Origin of the sequence: Natrinema sp. H-ect4, assembly GCF_041894845.1 — an archaeon.
Lineage (GTDB): Archaea > Halobacteriota > Halobacteria > Halobacteriales > Natrialbaceae > Natrinema.
In genome coordinates this window covers 18,338-38,778 of sequence record NZ_JBHDYC010000001.1, presented here as the reverse complement: position 1 = coordinate 38,778, position 20,441 = coordinate 18,338, and the positions used below count along the sequence as shown (strand labels likewise).

Annotated in this window: 20 protein-coding genes; 10 read left to right on the top strand and 10 right to left on the bottom strand. The window is 64.7% G+C overall.

All coding sequences use genetic code 11. The features are described from left to right. Positions 1–75: 75 nt before the first annotated feature. Positions 76–1,437, bottom strand: a complete 1,362-nt coding sequence (locus ACEWFR_RS00190; protein ID WP_374059153.1) for an MBL fold metallo-hydrolase — start codon at positions 1,435–1,437, stop codon at positions 76–78. A 189-nt stretch (positions 1,438–1,626) separates the two neighbouring features. On the opposite strand from ACEWFR_RS00190, the gene ACEWFR_RS00185 reads away from it, so the two are divergent. Further along, a complete protein-coding gene (locus ACEWFR_RS00185) occupies positions 1,627–2,817 on the top strand; it encodes a cystathionine gamma-synthase (RefSeq protein WP_374059152.1) in 1,191 nt (396 codons plus the stop codon). 94 nt (positions 2,818–2,911) lie between these two features. Here the strand turns inward: ACEWFR_RS00185 and ACEWFR_RS00180 are convergent, their stop codons facing one another. Continuing rightward, positions 2,912–3,907 (bottom strand): hypothetical protein, encoded by a 996-nt coding sequence (locus ACEWFR_RS00180; RefSeq protein WP_374059151.1) that lies wholly within the window; start codon positions 3,905–3,907, stop codon positions 2,912–2,914. 164 nt (positions 3,908–4,071) lie between these two features. Between ACEWFR_RS00180 and ACEWFR_RS00175 the strand changes: the two genes are divergently transcribed. Both ACEWFR_RS00175 and ACEWFR_RS00170 read left to right on the top strand, forming a co-directional pair. Then, complete coding sequence (locus tag ACEWFR_RS00175; protein WP_374059150.1) at positions 4,072–4,767, top strand: MBL fold metallo-hydrolase; 696 nt, start codon at positions 4,072–4,074, stop codon at positions 4,765–4,767. A 189-nt stretch (positions 4,768–4,956) separates the two neighbouring features. Beyond that, positions 4,957–5,391, top strand: coding sequence for a hypothetical protein (locus ACEWFR_RS00170; protein ID WP_098726472.1), 435 nt, complete (start codon positions 4,957–4,959; stop codon positions 5,389–5,391). Positions 5,392–5,533: 142 nt separating this feature from the next. Here ACEWFR_RS00170 and ACEWFR_RS00165 read toward each other — a convergent pair whose 3' ends face one another. Both ACEWFR_RS00165 and ACEWFR_RS00160 read right to left on the bottom strand, forming a co-directional pair. Then, complete coding sequence (locus tag ACEWFR_RS00165) at positions 5,534–5,800, bottom strand: elongation factor 1-beta (protein ID WP_098726471.1); 267 nt, start codon at positions 5,798–5,800, stop codon at positions 5,534–5,536. Positions 5,801–5,808: 8 nt separating this feature from the next. Continuing rightward, on the bottom strand, positions 5,809–5,988 hold the full coding sequence (locus tag ACEWFR_RS00160) for an HVO_2753 family zinc finger protein (RefSeq protein ID WP_098726470.1): 180 nt from the start codon (positions 5,986–5,988) through the stop codon (positions 5,809–5,811). Between the two features lie 323 nt (positions 5,989–6,311). Here ACEWFR_RS00160 and nreA point away from each other — a divergent pair, with 323 nt between their 5' ends. Together nreA and nhaC are read left to right on the top strand one after the other, a co-directional pair. Continuing rightward, on the top strand, positions 6,312–7,613 hold the full coding sequence (nreA, locus tag ACEWFR_RS00155; RefSeq protein ID WP_374059149.1) for a DNA repair protein NreA: 1,302 nt from the start codon (positions 6,312–6,314) through the stop codon (positions 7,611–7,613). Positions 7,614–7,906: 293 nt separating this feature from the next. After that, positions 7,907–9,343: a Na+/H+ antiporter NhaC gene (gene nhaC, locus ACEWFR_RS00150; protein WP_374059148.1), complete on the top strand. Its 1,437-nt coding sequence runs from the start codon at positions 7,907–7,909 to the stop codon at positions 9,341–9,343. Between the two features lie 109 nt (positions 9,344–9,452). Here nhaC and ACEWFR_RS00145 read toward each other — a convergent pair whose 3' ends face one another. The 3 genes from ACEWFR_RS00145 to ACEWFR_RS00135 all read right to left on the bottom strand — a co-directional run bounded on the left by ACEWFR_RS00145 (position 9,453) and on the right by ACEWFR_RS00135 (position 11,859). Next, positions 9,453–10,538 carry an AI-2E family transporter gene (locus tag ACEWFR_RS00145; protein WP_374059147.1) on the bottom strand — a complete coding sequence of 362 codons (1,086 nt, stop codon included), beginning with the start codon at positions 10,536–10,538 and terminating at the stop codon, positions 9,453–9,455. 333 nt (positions 10,539–10,871) lie between these two features. Beyond that, entirely contained in the window at positions 10,872–11,567 is a 696-nt protein-coding gene (locus tag ACEWFR_RS00140) for a type II CAAX prenyl endopeptidase Rce1 family protein (protein ID WP_374059146.1), read from the bottom strand. Positions 11,568–11,571: 4 nt separating this feature from the next. Next, positions 11,572–11,859: a DUF5789 family protein gene (locus tag ACEWFR_RS00135; RefSeq protein ID WP_374059145.1), complete on the bottom strand. Its 288-nt coding sequence runs from the start codon at positions 11,857–11,859 to the stop codon at positions 11,572–11,574. A gap of 137 nt (positions 11,860–11,996) precedes the next feature. On the opposite strand from ACEWFR_RS00135, the gene ACEWFR_RS00130 reads away from it, so the two are divergent. Beyond that, the gene (locus ACEWFR_RS00130) at positions 11,997–12,989 is read left to right on the top strand and encodes a hypothetical protein (RefSeq protein ID WP_374059144.1); all 993 of its coding nucleotides are present in this window, start codon (positions 11,997–11,999) and stop codon (positions 12,987–12,989) included. A gap of 113 nt (positions 12,990–13,102) precedes the next feature. On the opposite strand, the gene ACEWFR_RS00125 is transcribed toward ACEWFR_RS00130, so the two are convergent. The 3 genes from ACEWFR_RS00125 to ACEWFR_RS00115 form a co-directional block, all read right to left on the bottom strand. Further along, positions 13,103–13,537, bottom strand: coding sequence for a hypothetical protein (locus ACEWFR_RS00125; protein ID WP_374059143.1), 435 nt, complete (start codon positions 13,535–13,537; stop codon positions 13,103–13,105). Positions 13,538–13,634: 97 nt separating this feature from the next. Then, a complete protein-coding gene (locus ACEWFR_RS00120; protein WP_374059142.1) occupies positions 13,635–14,120 on the bottom strand; it encodes a metal-dependent hydrolase in 486 nt (161 codons plus the stop codon). A gap of 207 nt (positions 14,121–14,327) precedes the next feature. Beyond that, positions 14,328–14,852 (bottom strand): CinA family protein, encoded by a 525-nt coding sequence (locus tag ACEWFR_RS00115; RefSeq protein ID WP_374059141.1) that lies wholly within the window; start codon positions 14,850–14,852, stop codon positions 14,328–14,330. Positions 14,853–14,980: 128 nt separating this feature from the next. Between ACEWFR_RS00115 and ACEWFR_RS00110 the strand changes: the two genes are divergently transcribed. The 4 genes from ACEWFR_RS00110 to ACEWFR_RS00095 all read left to right on the top strand — a co-directional run bounded on the left by ACEWFR_RS00110 (position 14,981) and on the right by ACEWFR_RS00095 (position 20,389). After that, complete coding sequence (locus ACEWFR_RS00110) at positions 14,981–16,405, top strand: S8 family serine peptidase (RefSeq protein ID WP_374059140.1); 1,425 nt, start codon at positions 14,981–14,983, stop codon at positions 16,403–16,405. A 66-nt stretch (positions 16,406–16,471) separates the two neighbouring features. Further along, positions 16,472–17,572 (top strand): pyridoxal phosphate-dependent aminotransferase, encoded by a 1,101-nt coding sequence (locus ACEWFR_RS00105; RefSeq protein WP_374059139.1) that lies wholly within the window; start codon positions 16,472–16,474, stop codon positions 17,570–17,572. 54 nt (positions 17,573–17,626) lie between these two features. Next, positions 17,627–19,060 carry a glycosyltransferase family 2 protein gene (locus ACEWFR_RS00100; protein ID WP_374059138.1) on the top strand — a complete coding sequence of 478 codons (1,434 nt, stop codon included), beginning with the start codon at positions 17,627–17,629 and terminating at the stop codon, positions 19,058–19,060. Positions 19,061–19,132: 72 nt separating this feature from the next. Then, complete coding sequence (locus ACEWFR_RS00095; protein ID WP_374059137.1) at positions 19,133–20,389, top strand: ArsA family ATPase; 1,257 nt, start codon at positions 19,133–19,135, stop codon at positions 20,387–20,389. Positions 20,390–20,441 lie beyond the last annotated feature (52 nt).

Here is a 20,441-nt window from a genome sequence, read left to right as displayed (position 1 = left end):
ATCAGCGTTTCCCACCTTTCGGCGCATCTTTGGGCGGGGAACCCCGAGAATATCGGCTCTCGGCCAGCAAATCGCTCACGCGTGCAGGAAACTCATCGAGTAAAACAGCGAGCGCTCGTAGACGTCCGGCTCGATCGAAAAGCCGAGATGCGAGCCGATGTAGGCGTTGTTGAAGTGAGCGTACCGCGGCCCCTTCAGGATCCGTAGCGTCAGTCGGGGATCCATCTCCATTCGGACCCGTCGCCGGTCGGTTCGCGCCGGTACTCCGTCGACGATTTCGTGGCCGCTCCCGTCCGCGGTAAACCGCAGGTAGTGGTCGTCGACCAGCGAGAGGACGACTTCCGTCTCCGATTCGAACCCGATTCCGCGGCGCTTGGCGTCGAAGTTCTCGTAGGCCGCCGGGACGTACTCCCCGAACTCCTCGAGGGTCGGCATCGGATCCGACTCGTACGTAAACTCTCGGTCCGCGAGTTCGGTCTCGATGTACGCTTGGCGCTCCTCGGGATCGATCGGCGTGTAGGGGGATGACTGCTCGCCGGCGGCGACGTCGAACCACTCGCCGCTGTTGAGGAGGACGCACTCGGAGCCGTCGTCGATTCGCTCTTCGCTCTCGAAGTAGTCGCGCGCCTGCGCCCGCGTCGACCGCGCCACGTACTCGTTCAACTCCGCGAGATCACCCGCGAGCGTGTAGTTGCCGGCAAAGGGCATGTAGTAGTCCGGCTCGAGCAACTCGAGGAAGCCGACGGCGTTGTCGAGCGACTGGAGCCGGCGGGCCTCGCGCTCTTCGAGCAACGTTTCGTGGGAGTAATCGATCCGGCCCTGCGGATAGCCGCCGGCGAAGGTGTACTGGAGCATCGCCAGATCGATCTCGCCGTACTGCCGTTTCACGCGGCCAGCAGCGCGTTGAGACATCGGCCACCGACAGTCGTTCAGGTTGAGGACGGTGCGCTCGCCGTCGTCGAAGACGGCCATCGAGTCGATCTGCGTCGAGCCGTCGACTCCCTGGCTGCTGGCGTCTTCGGCCATCCACGGGCAGGCGAAGTGGTTGCCACAGACCGCGGGATCGCAGTCGTCGGACGCGAGCACGTTCATGTGCAGGTCGCCGCCGAGGTGGATCCGCTCGCCGTGAGGGAGTTCGCGGACCTCGAACCCGGCGGCCTCGACGTTGTGTCTGAGGAAGTCCCAGTTGTAATCGTGGATCAGGACTGGGATATCCGAATCGAGCCGCTCGAGCGTTTCGCGATGACAGTGATCCGGATGGATGTGCGAGACGTAAATGTAGTCGATCTCGTCGAAATCGTCGGGTTCGAACTCGACTGGCGGGTAGTGCGCCCAGGCACCGTAGAACGCGCCGTCGAGGATCCAGGGGTCACAGAGGACCGAGACGTCACCGGACTCGACGAGAATCGTTGATGACTTGATGTGTCGGACGCGCATACGGAACGGCATGTCAACCGAGCACATATATCCTTCCGAGAATTACACGATGCGAGAACTGACTGTCAGCGGAGACTAACAGTCGAGACGACTCGTGGGGTCTTCGTCCGATTCGCAGGTGCTGCGCCGACGAATGACGACGACAATGATAGTCGGCAGAATAACCCCGCTCGATCCCGTTGTGTCGGTATGGACGACGATGCAAACGACCGCGCCGACAGCGAGCAGTTTCAGATCGAGACCCGTTCGATCCACGCCGGCCAGGAGTCAGACGCGGAAACCGGCGCGCTGATGACGCCGATCCACGCCAACTCGACGTACGAGCAGGACGCGCCCGGGGAGCATCGCGGCTACGAGTACTCCCGTACCGGGAACCCGACCCGAACCGACCTCGAGGCGAACCTCGCGAGCCTCGAGGGTGCCGACTACGGCCGCGCCTTTGCCAGCGGGATGGCCTCGATCAACACCGTCCTGAACCTGCTCGAGGCCGGCGACCACGTCGTGACCGGCAACGACGTCTACGGTGGCACGCACCGCATCTTCACGCAGGTGTACGAGGACTACGACCTCGAGTTCTCGTTCGTCGATATGACCGATCTCGACGAGATCGAAGCGGCGTTTCGGGACGAGACGGAACTGCTGTGGCTCGAGACGCCGACGAACCCGCTCATGTCGATCGTCGATATCGAGGGGGCGGCCGAGATCGCCCACGCGCACGACGCGCTCTGTGCGATCGACAACACGTTCGCGACGCCGTACCTCCAGCGGCCGCTGGATCTCGGCGCGGATATCGTCTCGCACTCGCTCACGAAGTACCTCGGCGGTCACTCAGACGTCGTCGGCGGCGCGTTGCTGACCGACGACGAGGAACTGGACGAGCGATTGGGCTTCTACCAGAACTCGGTCGGCGCGACGCCGGGCCCCTTCGACTCGTTCCTCGTCCTCCGGGGCACCAAGACGCTGCCCGTCCGTATGGACCGCCACTGCGAGAACGCCCGCGCCATCGCGGCGTGGCTCGACGACCACCCCGACGTCGACCGGGTGTACTACCCCGGCCTCGAGTCCCACCCCGGTCACGAGATCGCCAGCGAGCAGATGGACGACTTCGGCGGCATGCTGAGCTTCGAACTCGACGCGAGCCTCGAGGAAGCCAGTGCAGTCGTCTCGAACACCGAGGTGTTCACGCTCGCGGAGAGCCTCGGCGGCGTCGAGAGCCTGATCGAGCAGCCCGCACCGATGACCCACGCCGCGATTCCCCGCGAGGAGCGCCTCGCGGCCGGACTCTCGGACAGCCTGATCCGTGTCAGCGTCGGGATCGAGCACGTCGACGACCTGATCGGCGACCTCGAGCACGCGTTCGAGACGGCGCTCTCGTCGTAGCCCGGCGACTCGCAGTCGTCGATCCCGATCGTCATCTGACAATTCGCAGTCGTCGGTCCCGATCGTCACCCGACGCCCTGTCTGGCCCTTCCGGTCACTTCTCGCCCTCGCTCGCGACGTGATAGCTCAGCACCGTCTCGAACCCCTCGAGGTACGCGCCGATATCGACGCTCTCGATCTCGGACTCGTAGCGACCAACTGTCTCGTACTCGGTGTCCCACCGGTCCAGAAAGTAGTTCTCGACACCCGCGTCGGTAATCGCTTCAACGACCGGCTCGACCGTCGCGTCCGTCGGGTTCCGTCGGACCGCCTGCACCTGTTGGGGCGAGATGATGTCGTTTTCCAGCGCGTGGACGACGACGCCGGAGCTACAGTCGCCCTCGGCGAGTTCGCGCTTCCACGTCGAGATCCAGTTGCCGATGCGGGCCATCCGCTGGGTCCGGTCGAGAACCTGCCGGAGGGTCGAGAGTTCGCTCGAGTCGAACGACGGTGCGTTCGAGAGATCGATCCCGGCGAGGGGAAAGACCAGCATGTTGTGGACGTCGTACCGCCACAGTTCGCGTTCCGAGACGAGACCGGGATACCGGTTTGCGAGGGACGAGTATTCGATCGCCTGAAACGTCTGTTGCAGATCGAACTGCAACAGCTCCGCGAACTCCCTCGAACGGGGGCTCGCATCGTACAGCGCCGAAAACTCGTCCCAGACATCCATCAGGAATCGAACGACTTCGCCGTCGACGTCACAGCGCTCCGGATCCGGCCGGCGGTGGTCGAACGGAATCGATGTCAGTTCGTCGAACGTGGCTCGGTCACCGTGTCGTTCGGCGACGTCGTCCGCGACGGTGACGAATATCGACGCGGTCAGTTTCGCGTTGCACACCTCGCGAGCGCGGGCATCGTCGAGACACGAGAGGCTGAACGTCGGAAAGAGGTGATAGAGCCACTGCCAGAGAAACCGGTCTCTGTCCCCGATGACGTCGTCGTACACGTCGAGAAGCGGGAGTACCGACTCGGGAAGGTCCTGTTCGCGAACGGTCGTAAGGGCATCGTGGTCGATATCAGCGGCGAAACGTTGATCCGTATCTGCCATCAATTAGATTTCCAACTATATAGTAATAAAATCATTCATGGTGATCGGTGAGTGACGACTGAAAACCACACCACGGTGACGAGCGACGATCTCCTCCCGTTCGGCGTCGTCGACGGCGACCGAACCACCGACACCTATCGTGGTGGCACTGCAATGTCCCTCGTATGCAGGAGGACGCTGGCGTTCACGCGCTCCCGATCGCGGTCGAGTACGGAGGCAGAGAGATTACGGTGACTCCGACGGTCGTCGAGACCGAACGCGGACTCGTGTTGTGCGATGTCGGTCCCGACGGTGCCGTCGACGGTCTCAGGACCCACTTGCGATCGCTGGACTACGAACTCGCGGACGTCTGGCTCGTCGTCCTCACCCACCACGACGGAGATCACGTCGGTGGACTGGCGGAACTCCTCGAGCACGTCGATGCGGTCGTCGCGACCCACCGCGAAGAAGCGCCGTACGTGTCGGGCGAGCGCGACCCGATCAAGGGTGACGGCAACCGCTATCCGCCCGTCGACGTCGATATCGAACTGGTCGACGAGGTCCGCATCCCGACGCTCGCGGGGCCGATGGAGGTCGTCGCGACGCCCGGTCACGCGCCCGGCCACGTCTCGCTTTACTTCCCGACGGGGAACCTGCTCGTGGCCGGCGACGCGCTCGTCGCGGACGGTGGTGAGGGAACCGACGGTGACGAACCGCTCGCCGGCCCGAAACCACACTTCACACCGGATATGGATCGTGCGATCGAGTCCGTCGGGGCCCTGGCAGCCCTCGAGGTCGAACACACGCTGTGTTATCACGGAGGCTACGTCCATCAGGGGAGCGATCGGATCCGGGAGATCCACGAGCAGTTGCGAGAGTGAACACCGCGGCTCCGTTCCGTCCGTCATCGGCTGAAGCCGAACTGGCGGGCGACAGCGACTGGTCGCCAGCGGGGACTGCAGTCTCAGTCTTACCGTGTCCATCCGTAACGGGTTCTCGTCTCAGATCGTCCCGAGCCCGCATGGTACTGAAGCGGAATTCTCATCGGTATCGAACACGAATTACGGTTAATGCGAATCGAACTCCGCGTCTGTCAGCACTGTCTCGACGGCGATCACGGCAACGAGCGCCGGACCGCCCTCCTCAACGACATGGTCGACTGCGCCGAACAGATCAAGACGCACAAGGAGGTAATCGACCTCGAGGCGGTCCACATCCGCAAAGTCAGGGACGACGAACAGGGGAAGCCGGCGGCGCTACCGGTCGTCTCGGCGACGATTCAGAACGATCAGGTCGTCCTGAACGACACGCAACTCGTCGCGGAAGGCCAGGACGGAAACATGCTGGTCTACACTAACCCCGACGACGTGCTGACCGTTCTCGCGGGGAACTTAGACGAGATCAGCAAGGCCGTCACCGAGGACGTGACCGTTGATCTCTCCTCGATCGGCGCGGAGATCGTCTCGCAGGCCAACCTCGGCGCGAACAGGGAAGACCAACAGTAAGTACCAGACTCTCTTACAGCCACTGAACGTCGTTTCTCCCGGATCACTCGAGCGATGTAGCCGTAGAGACGCGTACGTGAGTCGCATACCAGTGGCTCGCGAGAAATAGCGAAATGGCCGAAAACCGATCGGCGAGGGCCGTTTATATCCGACCGACGTTCTCGACGCCGACGCTTTCGACGCCGTCGACTTCGCTGAAGTTCTCCTCGACGGTTTCCGTCCCGCCTGCACCGTCGGGGACGATCACGGTCGGGTAGAGAGCGACGAGACCGAACGCGACTTCCTCGCGCTCGACGCCGTTGATCTTCGCACCCTCGGGGAGGGCGCTCTCGAGGCGCTCTTGGAGCGCGTCGAGATCGTTTTCAGGGCTGTCCGGCATGACCTTGATTTTGGCAGCAACTTTTCCCATGGGAGATCTTATGGGCCGGTGAATCCGCAGTCGGGGCACTCGTAGAGGTTGCTCTGCTTGCGACACTTGGCACAGCGGTAGATCTGCTGGCCGCAGTCGGGACACTTGAACGCGGCCGCGTTCGTGCCTGCGATGTTGAGTCCGCAGGAGACACAGGAACGCGTCTCTCTCTCGTCGGTCGTACTCATACTCCTCCTTTCCCGCCCGCCGTTTTTAACGATTGTCTTTCTCGAGTCCGTCGTGAATCCGAGCCGCCGTCGATCCGAGCATCGCACCGGCGACGGTCTATTGATGGTTGGCGATCGATCGCTCCCCTCGTTACGTAGCGTTTTCCGACTCTGAAAACGCCCTGCGGGGTACTTATCGATCCGGCACGGAGTCGTGAGTGAGGTTCGGTTGCCCGACACGGACGCCGAACCTCTGCCTCTGACATCTCTGCTGGTCCCACGCTGACAGTGACTGCGCTCCGGAAACTCAACATTCAACACCGTGCCGCACCTCCTTCGAGTGAATGCGCCTCGACGACTACATCGAGGATCTCGAGCCCGACGCGGAGGCCGAGCGCCGCCGCCTCGCCACGGAGAAGTCCTATGCGATCACGGACCACCTCGAGGACTTCGAGCGGAAGTTCGACAACGCTCTGAGCGGCGACACTCTCGTCGGCTCGACCTCGCCGTCGATTTTCGTCGGGCGGTCCAACTATCCTGATATCCCCATCGGATTGCTCTCACCGGTCGGTGACGAGGACGATGCCGAGGAGTACGTCACCGACGGCGACTGGTATCAGCAGGGGTACGCTATCGACGACGTGCTCCAGCGCCGGACCGGGCTCTTGAACTCAAGCAAGCGCGCGAACGTCGACTCGCCCTCGATCGCGAGCCGGATGACGCCGAACGTGGACGACGTCTGGGACGGCTTCGTCGGCGTCCAACGCGAGGTCGCCATCGCCGACCGGCCAGTCGACCTCGAGATCGGATTAGACGACAAACCAGATCTCGGACTGGATACGGGAACTGACGTGGCGACGCCGCGGGGCCCCCGCGCCAACGCTCGAAACGCGGAACTGCAGGAAAACCCCTACGTTCCCCGACCGGTCAAGAAGACGCTCGAGGACGACGACTGGCAGGCCGAGGGGGCGATGACCTACCTCTACCGGCGCGGCTTCGACGTCTACGACATCAATTCGATCCTCTCGGCGGGCGCGCTCGGCCAGACCAAGCAGCGCCGACTCGTCCCGACGCGGTGGTCGATCACGGCCGTCGATGACACCGTTGGAAAGTACCTGCGCGGTCGAATCCGGAACGCGCCCAGCATCGACGAGGTGCAGGTCTGGGCCAACGAGTACGTCGGCAACCGCTACTGGGTCGTGCTCGCGCCCGGCAACTGGGAGTTCGAACTCGTCGAGATGAAGGCCCCGGGCAGCATCTGGAATCCCGATCCCGGCGACAACATCTGGCTCGCAAGCGCCAGCGAGGGCTACGAAGGCCGCTCGAGCTACGTTGAGGAGACCGCGGGTGCTTATTACGCCGCCCGACTGGGCGTTCTCGAGTACCTCGAGTCGATCGGCCGGCAGGCGAAGTGTCTCGTTCTCCGCGAAGTGTCCGACGACTACTGGGCCCCGGTCGGCGTCTGGCAGGTCCGCGAGAGCGTCCGCAACGCCTTCGAGGGGCAGTACGGCGAGGCCGAGACCTTCCACGAGGCTGTGTCGGAGGTCGCCACCCGGTTGCCGGTTTCCGACGCGCGATTGCGTCGCAAGTCAGAACTCGCAGCCGGGTTGCAGTCGAATCTGAGCGCCTTCTCGAGTGTGGACTGATCCGCGAGCGCGTGTTTCCGTATCCCAATCCGGAAACCAGTGGCAAGCGGTTCCTTTCCCGTCGGAAACCGGGAGCAAGCAGTCTCTTTCCCGCCCGAAAGCGGGTGGCAAGCAGTACGTTTGACCCGGCTTCGAGAATCACTACCCTCTCGGAGATCGTCTCGAGGCATCTCTACTCGGACGGTTGGGGGGCAGATTGATTATCGAACCGGAATATGACCACTGATACCGTAGAGCATGTTTAATAGTAATAAAACACTTTTCTTTTATGCCCTAAATGCATAAGCCGGCCAATGACCTTCGACTTTACACCGACGACGATCGACGATCTCGATCCCGACCGACGGCCGTCGGTCGGCCTCGCACTCGTTCCGGTACTCGCGGTCGTCGTCTTTCTCGGTATCGGATCGGCCCTGCTCGGGCTGGCACCTCACATTCCGTTGCTCTGGAGTATCGTCTTCGTCGGCGCGTTCGGTCGCTATCTGGGCTACCGGTGGACCGAGCTCTCGGACGGAATCTCCAACGGCCTCCTGATGGGGTTACAGGCGCTGCTGATCATCTTTACGATCTATGCCCTGATCGCCACCTGGGTCGACGCGGGAACGATTCCGGCAATGATGTACTACGGCCTCGAGTTGCTGACCCCGACGGTGTTCCTGCCCGTCACAGCGATTCTGGCAGCCGTCGTCGCGTTCTCCATCGGGTCCTCGTGGACGACTGTCGGGACGCTGGGGGTCGCGTTCGTCGGAATCGGGGCCGGACTCGGCGTCTCCGGGCCCATAACTGTCGGTGCGGTCATCTCCGGGGCGTACGCGGGTGACAAGCAGTCGCCTCTCTCCGATACGACCAATCTCGCGGCCGGCGTGACGAACACGCCGCTGTACGACCATATCCGCCGTATGCGAACGGGTACGGCTATCGCGTTCGGCCTTGCAGTGACCGGATTCGCCGCGCTCGGCCTTCAGGCAGGTGGCGAGATTCCGGTCGGCCGCGTCGCCGAGATTCAGACCGCGCTCGCGGGCACGTACGATCTCTCCGTACTCGTCTTCCTGCCCCTCGTCGTTACTTTCGGACTCGCCCTCTACGGCTATCCCGCGCTTCCGACGCTCGTGGCCGGCGGCTTCGCCGGTGTCTTCACCTCGATTCTGGTTCAGGGCACCGGCTTCGTCGCCGCCTGGGAGGTGTTCATGGGCGGCACCGAGCCCCAGACCGGGGTCGCCCTCGTGAACGAACTCCTCGTGACCGGCGGCCTCACCGGCTCCGCCTGGACGATCACCGTCGTCGTCGCCGCACTCTCGCTCGGCGGCCTCCTCGAGCACACCGGCGTGCTGGCGGTGCTCGCGAACCGCCTCTCGCAGGGCGTACGTAGTTCCGGCGGGCTGATCGCCGGCACCGGCGCGTCCGCAATCCTCGTCAACGCGCTCACCGCCCAGCAGTACATGAGTATCGTCCTCCCCGGGCTGACGCTCCGAAACCTCTACGAGGAGTTCGGCCTCGACAGCGAGGAACTCTCCCGGGCCGTCGAGGCCGCCGGTACCCCTACCGGCGCGCTCATCCCATGGCACGCCGGCGGCGTCTTCATGGCTTCGGCGACCGGCGTTCCCACCCTCGAGTACGCGCCGTTCTACCTGTTCGGGTTCCTCTCGCCGCTCGTGCTGTTCGCGATGGCGCTGACGGGTCGCGGCGTCCCGACGACCGGCCGCACCGAGCGGGCCCAGAGCGCCGATTGAGGACGTTACCCGTCTCGAGCGGACTATAGTAGCCACTGAAACGATTTACACACTGATCGCAACGCAGTCATGCGATCAGGTGCGCATTGACTTTCAGTGGCTACTATAGCTACTGCTTCGTGTCCGCGAGCAGTGGTTCTTCCTCGCGCTCGCTCTCGGCGTCAGCGTCGGCGTCCGGTGCGGTTCGGTCGATCCGATCGACGGCCGCCACGCAGACTTTGAACGTCGCGAGAACGACGGGACCGACGAACACCCCGACGATCCCGAACAGGAAGACGCCACCGATGGCGCCCACCAGGACGATCGCCGGATGGAGTTCGGCCCGCCGGTCGACGAGGATCGCCCGGAAGTAGTTGTCGACGACGGCGAGCACCGCGATCCCGTAGCCCAACAGGAGTACGCCGCGGAGGGGGCCGCTCGAGGCCGCGTGGGCGACCGTCACCGGTCCCCAGACGAGCCAGACCCCGATCGTCGGGAGGAAGGACACGAGAACCAGCACGACTGCCAATACTGGCGCGTACGGTACCCCGAGGAGGGCGAGGCCCAGTCCGCCGAGTATCCCCTGGATGACCGCGACGAGCACGTGACTGCGGAGGACCGCCCAGACGACGACGTGAATCTCCTCGAACAGGTCGTCGAGGACCCGGCGCTCGAGCGGGACGTGCCGTCGGATCCAGTCGACCGCTGCCGGGCCGTCCACGAGCAGATAGTACAGCACGAACACGAGGACGATAGTCCCCGCAACGATGTCGGCGGCGGTGGTCACGAGCCCGACAGTCCGGGCCAGGGTCACGTCGGCCGCACCCGCGATCATTCCCTCGAGTTCGGTCGTTACCGACGACTCGAGGGCCGCGACCGTCCCGTCGGCCAGTCTGAGTTCGGCTCGCGCGAACTCTCCCGTGTTCGCCGCAATGTGGTCGATCGACGTCGTCTCGCGAACCGACGCGGCGGTACGGAGAACGACCAGCGAGACGAGCACCAGCGGGATGACACCGCCGACCACGGCGAGGCCGGTGGCTGTGAGTCCGGCGGTGCGCTCGCCGACTCGCGGTGCGAGTCGCTCGTACAGCGGTCGGAGGACGACCGCGAGCAAACAGGCCGCCAGTACGTACTCCACCAGCGGGAGCACGATCAGTGCGGCGAGCGTGCCGAGGACACAGACCGAGAGAGCGAGAAACGAGGTCCGAGCGTCCATAGTTCAGCCACTCCGATCGGACGCATAAATGTTGATATTCCATACTGTCCACCACAGTAACGAAACGGCATTCCGACTCCAACACCGCCCGGCGATCCGAACTGGAGCCGGCCGCCTACAGGTTCGCGTAGGCGTCGTCGATCAACTTGCTGGTCTCGTCGACGATCGTCTGCCAGTTCTCGTTGTCGGGGGCGGTCCCGAGCAGCACTGTCGGTCGTTTTCGGCACAACGCAGGACGGTCGTAGTTGCACTGGGAACCCGGTACAGCAATCCGCATACTCGGGCCCCACGCGAACCGAGCGGGGCAGTTCCCGGATCGGCCTCGAGACGCCCTCAGAGCGGAATCGGGGCCCACTCGAGGAATCTGATCAATCGATTCGGATCGAACAACGGGTCGTGGATGACGAGCCAGTCGAGGAGGACCAACCCGCCGCCGTGGGCGACGACCGATGGGAGGATGGAGTCGGATTTGTAGTCAACGGCCCCGAACAGGACGTCCGTGGGCCCCGACAACAGGAACTCGATTGGCGGCTTCGAGGTGTGGTGAAGCATGTAGACGACGGGGCTGATGAACACCGCGCTGATGCCGATTTCCTTGACACCGACGCAGAGGAGGCCGCGGTAATAGGTCTCGGCGGCCAGCGCGAGGAGGAACAGTTTCATCGCGTGCGGGATGAAGACGGCCGGCGCTGCGGTCGTCTCCCAGATCGGATAGTACGCCCGGATCGTCGGTAGCGTCGAGCCGACGACGTAGAAGGGGAGGACGAACAGCGCGAGCAACGCCGTATTTCGGACGGCGACGTGGTCGACGCGCCATCCGATACGGTTCCCGTGGGATAGCCCGAGCGCGAGCGGGCCGCCGATCAGGAGGACGCCGTCGACGACGATCCGCTGATCCAACTCGCTGGGAACCAGTCGCATCCACAACAGCGTGAGCACGGCTCCGACCACGACCGACTTCTGAACCCAAGAGAGATCCAATCGACCCCGGAGCCAGCGGCCACCGAAGCGATCCGGCTCGGACGCCACGGTATTACTCGTCCGCGGTCGGAATCGGTCCGGTACCGATCACGTCCCGGACGTTCGCTTCGAATTCCTGGTGGCGCTGGAAGTACGTTTCATCGATGTCCTCGAGCACGGCGGACAGTTCGCGGGGTCCGTCGGGGGTTCGGATCACGCTCTCGCCCTCGAGTCGGTCGACTTCGCTCTTCTCTTTCGGCCAGGTCAGTCGCGAACTCACGCGGGCGAGCGGCGCACCCTCGACGGGGGTCGACTCTCCGAGTGAGACTGCCGGCTCCGCCTCCTCGTCCTCGTCACTCATGGGCGGTCGTTTGCGAGGACAGCGATTCAAGCTTTCGCTTCCGCGGGTCGGCTCGAGCCGGCTCCGACACGGTTCGCCTCGAAAGTCGGACATGTGTCTGACGTATCGTTTTGTGGTGGGGAGCCCAACGGCCGCGTATGACAAGCCTGACGGAGGTCTACGACGGGACGGCACCGGAGGTGACGAGCCGCCGGCTGTACGCGGGAACGGCGTTCGTGGTGCTCGGCGCGGCGCTGGCCGTCGTTGCGGTCCTCGTGGCGACGACCGACTTCGTCGGCGGCTACGCGGTCGAGCTCTCGGGCGAGATGGCCGCCCAGTTTGCGACCGTCCGCGCCGCGGGCGTTCTGGCCGGACTCAGCGTTCCGATCATCCTCGTCGGCGTCTTCGTCGTCTTACCGGCCGGCCGGCGCGTCCAGGCCGCCGCCGCGATCAGCGCGAGCCTCTGCCTGCTCGGCGTCGCGCTCTTCTGGCACGCCTACCCGGCACACTGGCGCTACGGCGGTGACCAGCTCACGCTCGAGGTGAGCGTCGTCTACCTGCTCGGGCTCCTGACCGCGGTCTGGTGTCTGTTCACCGCCGTCGCGACGTTCAAGCGGCGCAACGATCCCGGCGGCGCCCTCCAGATGAACGTCACCCGACACAACAAGACGGTCATCGAGTCCGACGGGAGCGACTCGGGCGGTCTCGGGGGCATCGGATTCCTCGGCGGCACGCCGGACGGAGACGTGGAGACGCAGACCAACGCCGACGCCGACCAGAGCCGGACGACGGTCTCCGACGGGCAAGCGGAGCGGACGACCGCGTCGCGACAGTCGACGGGTCGAACGGGGACGTCCGGCGGAAGGGGAACCGGCTCACCTACCCGCCGATCCGTCGGCGCTGCGACCAGCGACGGCGGGTCCGCTGCCTCGGACATCTCCTCGCCGCTCGAGTCGGGCGACGGCACCGACGCGGAGATCGTCGAGTCGCCGACCGAGCAGCCGAACGAACCGACGGATCGCTACTGTGGGAACTGCACGCACTTCGAGTACGTCCGTTCCTCGGATGGGATGGTCCCCTACTGCGCCCGCCACGAAACGGCGATGGACGACATGGACGCCTGCGAGGAGTGGACGCCGAACCGACAGTAATCGGAAGGCGAAAGCGGTTCAGAACGAGAGCAGTGCTCGGTTTTCTCGGCTGTCATTCTTCTCAGCTGTACTACCGCTGTACGCGTGCCCGTCCGTGATCACAAACGGGTAGCTCACAATGAGCCGTTCGTAGTGGTGCCGAGGCTGACTGACAGCTGTTGTTTCGTCTGGAGTCCCGTCTGGAATCGCTGAACGATTTTCGACTGGTGTTCCGGACATGCCATGGGGACGAGTATCCCCTCCTGGACCGGTATCATGTGTTGGGTCGAACTAGACGGTGCGAGGCGACAGCCGGGACAGGTGATACCACCGGCCGGTCGGTGGTGCAAGAGATCGGCCGTCGCTTCGGTGGTGAGCCCACAGATCGAGGTGAACCGCTCGAGGTGGTCGTCACAGCTGAGAACGGGGATCGTGAGCTGGTCCAGGAGGAGAAACGAAACGGCCTGCTGCCGATCTGATCGAAGGGCAGACCGGCACTCGTCACAGCGAATGGGCGGCTGGCCATCGGTGAAATCCGACCGTGGACGCTGGCGATCTGCTGCTGGCATTCGTGTATTCGACGGACCGCCGGACGGGTAAGTAATGGGATGACGAATGGGATGACGAGTCGGTACCAGGACACTTCTCGCTAGAACCGGCAGTCGACTACAGACCGAGTAGCTGTCGCCCCATCTCGAAGCCCCACCGGGGAACTTCGAACACGAGCGCGGCGGCGAGGGCCAGTTCGCCGACGGTGACGAGTACCATCATGAGATCCGCGCGTTTACTGCTGACCGCGACGCCGATCGGGAGTCCGAACTCTTCCTTCCAGAGCGGGTAAAACAGCGCGATCCCGCGCTTGCTCCCGGCGATATCGAGAACGTAATGGGTCAACACGCCGATCCAGACGTACTCGAGGTTGCCGAACACGAACGGGAAGGCCACGAAGCCGATCAGAATCGGCAGGTTGTGCAGCGTCTTCCGGTGTTTGCCGAAGGCGGTGTCGACGTCCGGAAAGAGCGCTCCGAGCGTCACAGGCACGCCGATCATCACGATCGTTCTGAACGTCTCCATATCCCCCGCCGGCTCGAGTAGATAGCCCAACCCGATGCTCAGCAGAACGGCGTTCAGCACGTGGCCCTTCTTGTTCATCTATCCGCATCTGGGAAGTCGTGGAAGGAATAGTTTTTCTTTCGGAATTGTCATCAAGTCAGACATGTGTCGGATTCGGTACTGATTCGAGGTGCAGACGAATGTCTCACCGAGTCGAATCGGTCGCTCGTGCGCTCCCGATCGAACCGATCGAAAGATTTTCACACCGATCGGACGGCCGTCGTTCGACCGGGCGTCCAGTGACGGTCAGCGACTCATCTCCCGCGCCTCGAGTTCCGAAAGCAGGTCCGCGAGCGCCCGGTCGACGGTCTCGGCGCGAACGTCAGCGCGGTCGCCGTCGAACTCGTATCTCGAGACGGTCGCGTACGACTCCTCGCTGCCCCACGGTCCCGCGTAGGAGACCCCGATGTAGACGGTGCCGACCGGCGTGTCGGCGCTGCCCCCGGTCGGGCCGGCGACACCGGTCGTCGAGAGACCCCACGTTACGTCCGCGACATCCCGAACCCCCTGTGCCATCTCGCGGGCGACGGGTTCGGAGACGGCACCGTGTTCGTCCAGCGCCTCGCGATTCACCCCGAGATGGCGGCGTTTGGCACCATAGGCGTAGGTCGTCAGGCCGGCGTCGAAATAGTCGCTCGCGCCCGGAACGGCGGTGATCGCAGCGCCGATCAGTCCACCGGTGCAGGATTCGGCGACCGCCAGCGTCTCCTCGCGATCGCGGAGCGCGTCGGCGACATCCATCGGCAGGTCGCGGTCGATGTCGTCGTTCACGGTTTGAGTAACAAGCCGACGGCTTGTCAAGTCGTCGGGGGCAGCGATCCGATCTACCCGCAAAAAATAAAACCATATACTCCCGTAATTATTTTAATTTTGTAGAAATAATATTCGATAGGACATTCATGAAAGAGTGTAGAAGCGTTTCGAGGCGGTCGCTGATCAAAGGGATCGGTGGAAGTGGCATCATCGGTGCGGTCGGAACCGCTAGCGGGAGCGACCGGACTGTGGCGGACGACCGCAAGGTCTATATCGTCCTCGGTGGGGGGAGCGGGCTCCGCTCCCGACTCTCGAGGGCCGGGTTCGAAGTACGACACGAACTGGCCGACGGAGCGGTTTTCATCGTCCAAGGGCCGAAAGCGAAGCGCGACGAGCTTCGGTCGATGGCGGCCGTTACTGACACCGTCACGAACGAAACGTACGTTTTCGACGATATCGAACAAAGTGAGGGCGAGGTGGTTCGCAGGGACGAGCCGTTGTCCGACAAACAGTGGGATAAGCGACTCATCCGCGCGGACGCGGCCCACGACCGGGCGACCGGCGATGGAACGACGATCGCGATTATCGACTCGGGAGTCAGTTTCAACCACCCGGATCTCGCATCGCGGGTCGACGCCGACCGGAGCCGACTCGTTCGAAACGCACACGTCCACGCCGGAACCGGCGAGGTGCGGACGGCGACGAACTCCGGACCCGTCTTGAAGCCGACCGAACGGATCACACAGCCTGTCGCCGACGACGTCGATGGACACGGCTCCCACGTCGCCGGCATCGCCGCCGCACCGCGCAACAGCTCCGGGATCGTCGGAATGGCTCCCGATACGTCGATCGTCTCGCTTCGCACGATGTTTTTCGACCCCGTATACTCGTACGGTGAGACCACGTACAGCCAGCTTATCGGGACGCTTGCGGACATCCTCATCGCGATCGACTACGCCGTTGACCTCGGCGTCGACGTGGTCAACGCGAGCATTCGCGGGATCCGACCCAACAACAGCCGCGCGTTCGCCGCGGTGCGCCGCGTCGTGCAACACGCGATGCAACAGGGGGTCGTGGTCGTGGCCGCCGCTGGCAACAGAGGGGTCAACGTCGACCGTGAATCCGACTACGTGCTCCCCGCCGAGACTCCCGGAACAGTCACCGTCGCGTCGACCGGCCCGACCGACAAACGCAGCATCTACTCGAACTACGGCAACGGGGCGGTCGACGTCGCTGCGCCCGGCGGCGGCTACGAGACGCAAGCGAAAACACGGACGACCGATCCCGACGCGGTCGCGTATCCGTATCCAACGAACTACGTCCTCTCGACGGTCCCGGAATCGATTTACGGCAAGCGGTATCTGTACAAACCCGGCACGTCGATGGCGGCACCGCAGGTCGCCGGACTCGCTTGCTTGCTCCGCGAACTCGCGCCCGACCTGCACCCGCGGCGCGTCCGACAGGCGATTACGCAGGGTGCAGTTGAACTCTCGGGAGACAACACCGACGGACTCGGTGCCGGCCGTATCGATGCACCCGCCGCGATCGAGCGGCTCTCGGATTGTCTCTGAAGGCGACGATACGGATCGGGCAGATGAATCGCCACACTGACTGCAGCCGACGCTATACCGTCGCACATGAACTACGAGACGCCGCTGTTCTTCCGCGTGATGGAGTACGCGGACGCCGCGGAGCGCGACGTCATCGACATGGTGAGCGGGAACCCCGACTGGGAGCCCCCCGAGGCGCTCCGGGAGGGGCTTCGAGAGTACGCCGACCTCGAGCCAGACCGGTTTCAGTACCCGCCCAGCGAGGGGCTACTGGAGTTGCGCGAGGAGATCGCAGCACGCCGCGGCGTCGATGCCGATCAGATCGTCGTCACCAACGGCGCGGGCGAGGCGAACTACCTCGCGATGGCGCGGGCCCTCGAGCGCGAGCGCGGGAGCGAGATCCTGCTGACTGACCCCGTCTACCCCTACTACCCGGGAAAGACGACGATGCTGGGCGGAACGCAGCGCTTCGTCGCGACGGACGAGGAGGGGCAACTGGATCCTGATGATGTCCGCGCGGCCGCGAGCGAGGAGACGGCCGCGATCGTTGTCAATACGCCGAACAACCCGACTGGTGCTGTCTACCCCGCGGAGACGATGCGGGAACTCGTCGCCATCGCCGAGACGGACGACGCCGTCCTGATCAGCGACGAGGTGTACGACCACTACGACCTCTCGGGGGCGTTCGCCAGCGCGCTCGAGACCGATTCGGCCCACCGGATCGTCACCAACGCGTTTTCGAAGTCGATGGCGATCACCGGAGCCCGGGTCGGCTACGCGATCTTCCCGCCGGAACTCGTCGCGAACGCGAAGAGCCGACACATGCTGGTCAACGTCGCCACCACCCGTCCCGGCCAGTTCGCTGTCCTGCAGGCGCTGCGCGAGACGGAACCGGCTTACTACGAGCGCAACCGAGAGCGGCTCCGCGAGCGCGTCGAGACGTTCACCGACGCGCTCGAGGCTGCGGGCGCGGCGTACACCACGCCGAGGGGATCGTTCTACGTGATGGCTCGCTTCGAGGGGTATCCGGGGACGGTCGCGAACGTCGAGCGACTGATCGACGAGGCCGGCGTGGCCGGCATGCCCGGCGAGGCCTTCGGCGAGTCGCGGACGGAGTGGCTTCGATTCGCACTCGTCACGCCGCGCGTCGAGGAGGCGGCCGAGCGGCTGGCGGCGTACTTCGAGTAACGCGCAGTCCGGCCACAATACAAATACGCGGCTAGGCCGTCCAGCCGGTGAGTCATGTTGCTCGAGGCCGTCGTCGCCGCGTTCGTCGCGAGCCAGATCGGCTATTTCGTCGTCAGTTGTGGGCTCGTGGGGCTGTTCGCCCGTCGGCCGCTCAACGCGGTCGACGAACGGACGCTCGGACGCGTGCTCGCGGAATCAAGGGGCGACTCCGCGCCCCGTCCCCAGCGATCTCGGGCTAACGGCGATCAGCGTCTCGCAGCGGTGCCGATGTCGACTGTCGACCCCGCCCATGACCCCGGTCCCGGGCCCCAGTGTCGGCTGCCAGCGACCACGCAGCGGCGAATTCACGTCCTCGTGCCCGTCTCCGGTAACCGAAACGAAGCGCTCGAGGAGACGCTCGCGTCGATCGCGGAACAGAGCTATCCCGCTGGCCGCGTTTTTCTCTCCGTCATCACCGGGCCCGGCGAACCCGCTGTGGCCGAGCTGACCGACGCCCTCGAGTCGGGCCGGGCGAACGGTCTGACAGTCGAGCTCGTCGAGCCCGACGACGCAGTGCGTGCGGCCGATCAGACGACGGGCGACCGGACGCGGACCGACTGCGGCGGCACTCGAGTCGTCGCAGCCACGATAGCCGAGACGGTCGCGACGCTCTCGGTCGATGACGACGATATCGTCACCGTCGTCAACTCGGGCACGCAGCTCCCCGTCGACACGTTCGAACTCGCCGTCGCCGGCCTCGAGGAGTACGATATCGTTCAGGCGAAACGAACCGCCGGGAACGTCGACGACGGGCTCCTTCCGCTGCTCGAGTCCGCGGGTAGCGCGATTCACTCGGACCTGCTGTTCGCGAACTCGAGCACCGGACCGTACCGATTGCTCGGCGAGGGATACTTCCTGCCGGCCGACGTGCTGGCCGACCTCGAGGACTGGCGACGCGACGGCGCGACCGGATCGATGGCGCTCGACGCGGCGGCGTTCCGGCGAGGGTATTCGCTTGGTGTCCTGAATCGGTACGTCCAGAAGCGCTGTCCGTCGAGTATCCACGAGTGGGTCGGTGAGAAACGACGGCAGGTTGCAGAGCCGTATCGACGCCTTCGAGCGCCGAACTGGTCAGCGTTCGATCGACTCCGGTTCGTGACCGGAACCGGTCTGACGCACCTGCTCGCGGTCACGAACGTCGTCGGAATCCCGGTCGGGCTGGTGGTTGCACTGGCGACCGTGGCCGGATGGCTCTCCCTTTCCCCGCTCCTTGTGGCTCTCGTCGCCTGCAACGCCGTCGTCTGGGCGTACTACAGCGTCCGGTCCTCTCGCGCGGCCTGGCAGGCCGTGCCCTTCGAGAGCCACTGGGCGAGGCTTCGCTACTCGTTGCTCTCGAACCCGTTTACGCAAGCGCTATACGCCACGCTGTGGGCCGTGCCGCTCGCGCTGGCGCTCCGCGACGCCGTTACCGGCGACGAGTCGTCGGTTTCGGGGACGCCGACGGAGTGAGCGCGGTGGTCTCGCCACCGATCGGGAGTCGAGACCGACGAATACTCGTGTTGGGACGGGGAAACGAGCCGTATGAGTGGCATCGACGTCGAACCGGTCGACGAGGAAGCCGAGGCGACGGGACAGGACAGTGACGATGACGCACACACCATCGAGGTGACGCCGACGGAGTCAGTCGACGACGCGGAACTGGACGAACGCGAGACGATCGACGTCGAGCCGTCGGACGAGCCGATCGACGGCCCCGAGTACGTCCTCTACGGCGGCAAAGGCGGCGTCGGGAAGACGACGATGGCAGCCGCGACGGCGCTCGACAGCGCCCGCGGCGGCACCCGGACGCTGGTCGTCTCGACCGACCCGGCGCACTCGCTCTCGGACACCTTCGAGACCGACATCCCGGCCGACCCCGAACGGATCCGCGACGATATCCCCCTCTACGCGGCCGAGATCGATCCCGAGGCCGCGATCGAGGAGGGCGAGACTCCCTTCGGGGGCTCGAGCGCGAGTACGGACGCGAATTCGGGACCCGGGCCTGGATCCGACGAGGGATCGCCCTTTGGCGGCGATGACGCCGGCGGCTCCCCGTTCCCCGGTGGCGCTGGCGGCGATGGCGGTCCGCTCGGCGGCCTCGGCGAGATGCTCGGCGGCGAGTCGCCGATGGACGCCCTCTTCGGCGGCGCGATGCCGGGGGCCGACGAGGCCGCCGCGATGCAGCTCCTGCTCGAGTACATGGACGACGACCGGTTCGAGCGCGTGATCGTCGACACGGCACCGACGGGCCATACCCTCCGACTGCTCCAGTTGCCCGAGATCATGGACACGATGATGGGCCGACTCGTCAAATTCCGCCAGCAAATCGGCGGGATGATCGACGGCGTCAAGGGGATGTTCGGCGGGGGCGAGAACGCTGACGAGGGCGACCTCGAGGATCTGGACGTGTTACGCGAACGCATCGAGCGCCTGCGGGCGGCCCTGCGCGATCCCGCGCGGACGGACTTCCGGATCGTTATGGTCCCCGAGGAGATGAGCGTCTTCGAGTCGAAGCGCCTGCGCCAGCAACTCCGGGAGTTCGAGATCCCCGTGGGCACCGTCGTCGTCAACCGAGTGATGGAGCCGCTGTCGAACGTCACCGACGACGTCGACGGCGAGTTCCTGCAGCCGAACCTCGACGACTGCGCGTTTTGCCAGCGGCGCTGGGACGTCCAGCAGAACGCCCTGTCGGAGGCGCAGGATCTCTTCCGCGGTACCGAGGTTCGGCGCGTCCCGCTGTTCGCCGACGAGGTCCGCGGCGAGGCGATGCTCGAGGTCGTGGCGGCCTGTCTGCGGTAGCTCGTCGACGAGGGCGGTCTCGCGGCGTCCCGGTTCGGACCGTTGCGTCGGG